Raw genomic sequence first — 2,910 nt, 5'->3', positions numbered from 1 at the left:
TTCCCAGAAGGTATATCACCAGGTGTTTCACCAGGACAGAATGACAATTTCGATTTAAGAAGTTTCAATGTTACAAAACTGGAAATATTCAATAGAAACGGAACTCTTGTTTATTCTAAAAAGAATTACACCAACGAATGGGTAGGCCAGACAAATGATGGTGATGAGTTACCGGTAGGTACTTATTTCTATACCGTTATTTACGAAGGTGGAGCAAAAACAAAAAGTGCTTGGGTGTACATAAACAAATAATCAACTAACAGAATCAACTTAATATAATGAAAAAACTCTCTATTATAGCGGTTTTGCTTCTAGCATTTCAGATGCATGGGCAACAAGACCCTCAGTACACACAGTACATGTATAATATGAACATAGTGAATCCTGCCTATGCAGGATCAAGAGAAAATCTTTCTTTTGGACTATTATACAGAGACCAGTGGTCTAAAATTGATGGTGCGCCAGAAACAGGAACATTTTTTGGACACACACCTGTTGGTAATAATATAGGACTTGGTTTATCTGTGATTTCAGATAAACTAGGACCTGTAAAAGAAACCAATGCTTATGTAGATGTGTCGTACACTTTAAATCTAGGTGGAGAACATAAATTAGCATTTGGTGTTAAAGCAGGTGCTACATTTCACGACATTGATTTAACAAATTCAAATGTTGCACTTACAGACCCAACCGATCCTTTCTTTGGAATGGGAATAAATGAAACCACACCAAATATTGGTGCAGGTTTCTTTTACTATACTAATAAGTACTATGTGTCCTTATCTGTGCCAAATATGTTATCATCTGTGCATTTGGATGATGGCGATCGTAAAATAGGCTCTGAAACACAACACTATTTCTTAACTGGTGGTTACGTGTTTGACCTATCTCCAAATACAGAATTAAAACCATCTATTATGGTGAAATCTGCTTTTGATGCGCCTACCTCTTTTGATGTCAATGTCAATGCAAGATTCTTTAAGAAATTTGAAATTGGGGCATCTTATAGATTAGACGATTCCTTTTCTGGCTTAGTTAATTTTGCACTTACGCCTGCTGTTAGAATTGGTTATGCTTATGATGCCATATCTTCAGATATTAAAGCGTACTCGCCAGCATCACACGAGATCATGTTATTATTTGATCTTAATTTCCCTAAGCGTGTTTCACGTTCACCAAGATACTTTTAATCAGTTAAGCTAAAACAATTATGAAAAACTTTAAAACATTATTATTTATTACGTTGATGAGTAGCTTATGCTTAACTGCTCAGAATAAAGATACAAAGAAGGCAGATAAACATTTTGCTAGATTTGAATTTGTAAAAGCTGCAGAAAGCTATAACGATCTTGTAGAAGACGGAAAAGCAGACGCATATGTTTACGGACAATTAGCAGAAAGCTATTATAACATTTTTAATACTGAAGCTGCAGAACGTTGGTATGCAAAAGCTTTAGAGACTTCAGAAAAACCAGAAATGGTTTATAAGTATTCTCAGATGCTGAAAGCAAATGGAAAATATGAGGCTTCTAACCAACAAATGGAAAAGTTTGCTTCTATGCGACCTGCAGACAATAGAGCTATTGCTTTTAGAAAAAATCCTAATTACCTCCCTAAAATTTTAGAACAAGGTAAAAAGTTTAATGTGCAAAATGCAGATTTTAACTCTACACAATCCGATTTTGGTGGTACAATGCATGATGGTAAATTATATATCACATCTGGACGTAATGATAGCCGTAAAACTTACGGTTGGAACGATCAACCTTTTTTAGATATATATACCATTGTAAAAAACTCTGATAGCACATATCAAGAAGCAACGTTGGCTAATGATAAGATCAATACAAGGTTTCACGAAGGTTTAGTATCATTTACACCTGATGGAAAAACCATGTATTTTTCTAGAGAAAGCTATTTTGAGAAAGATTATCAAAAAGATTCTTTAAGCAGTACACGTTTTAGCCAATTGTACTTATTTAAAGCGACTAAATTAGGAGATGATTGGGATATGGTTGAAAATTTAGCCATAAACAGTCAAAATTATTCTGTTAAAAATCCATCTGTAAGTCCTGATGGTCAAACACTTTACTTTGCTTCAAATATGCCAGGTGGTTTTGGTGACTTTGATATTTACAAAGCCGCAATAAATGCCGATGGTACTTTAGGAACACCAGAAAATTTAGGTCAGAAGGTAAATACAGAAGGACAAGAAATGTTTCCTTACATCAGTAGTAACAACACACTTTATTTCTCTTCTAATGGTCATTTAGGACTTGGTGGTTTAGATGTTTTCTATACTAAAGATATAGACGGTAAATTAGCACCTGCTCGTAATGTAGGTATTCCTATTAACAGTAATGCAGATGATTTTGCATTTATAATGGATGAAGAAGCTGGTCAAGGTTTTGTGTCTTCTAATAGAGAAGGCGGAAAAGGTAGTGATGATATTTATGAGTTTAAAAAATTACAACCACTTTTCGATGTATTAATTAGCGCTACAGTTTTAGATGACAAAACACGTGAGCCAATTAGTGGTGCATCTGTAACATTATTTGATGAAGAAGGTAATAAAGTCGTTTCTAAATTAACTAATGAAGATGGAATTGCAGAATTTATCGTTGAAGCTGAAAAAGATTCTGAATTAGAAGTAGTAATGGATGGATTCGACAGCAAGAAAGTACCTGTTGAAGGCACTAACGAAGAAGAAAAAAACATTCAGATTTCTTTAGATCCTATTGAAGTGTTAATTACACCTGTTAATATTGTTTTAGCTCCAATATTCTTTGAATTTGATCAATCTAATATCACAGCGCAAGCGGCTTTTGAATTAGATAAATTAGTTCAGATTATGACTAAATATCCTGAACTAGTGATTCATGCAACATCACATACAGATGCAAGAGGTCC

Annotated in this window: 3 protein-coding genes; all 3 read left to right on the top strand. The window is 34.1% G+C overall.

Features of this window, described 5'->3' with window-relative positions:
* On the top strand, positions 1 to 252 hold a 252-nt coding region (locus DFQ10_RS18370), incomplete at its 5' end, for a T9SS type B sorting domain-containing protein (protein WP_147299258.1).
* Between the two features lie 26 nt (positions 253 to 278).
* Positions 279 to 1,190 (top strand): PorP/SprF family type IX secretion system membrane protein, encoded by a 912-nt coding sequence (locus DFQ10_RS18365; protein ID WP_115818909.1) that lies wholly within the window; start codon positions 279 to 281, stop codon positions 1,188 to 1,190.
* A 20-nt stretch (positions 1,191 to 1,210) separates the two neighbouring features.
* Positions 1,211 to 2,910, top strand: a 1,700-nt coding sequence (locus DFQ10_RS18360) for a carboxypeptidase regulatory-like domain-containing protein (RefSeq protein ID WP_115818908.1), incomplete at its 3' end; no start/stop codon positions are given.

It is taken from the genome of Winogradskyella eximia, assembly GCF_003386165.1.
Taxonomy (GTDB): domain Bacteria; phylum Bacteroidota; class Bacteroidia; order Flavobacteriales; family Flavobacteriaceae; genus Winogradskyella; species Winogradskyella eximia.
The sequence above is the reverse complement of the archived record's forward strand: the minus strand, read 5'-3'. Positions and strand labels throughout refer to the sequence as shown.

Bases quoted from the DNA above. Each gene is read 5' to 3' on its own strand.
- DFQ10_RS18365 (WP_115818909.1), top strand. From the start codon at position 279: ATGAAAAAACTCTCTATTATAGCGGTTTTGCTTCTAGCATTTCAGATG.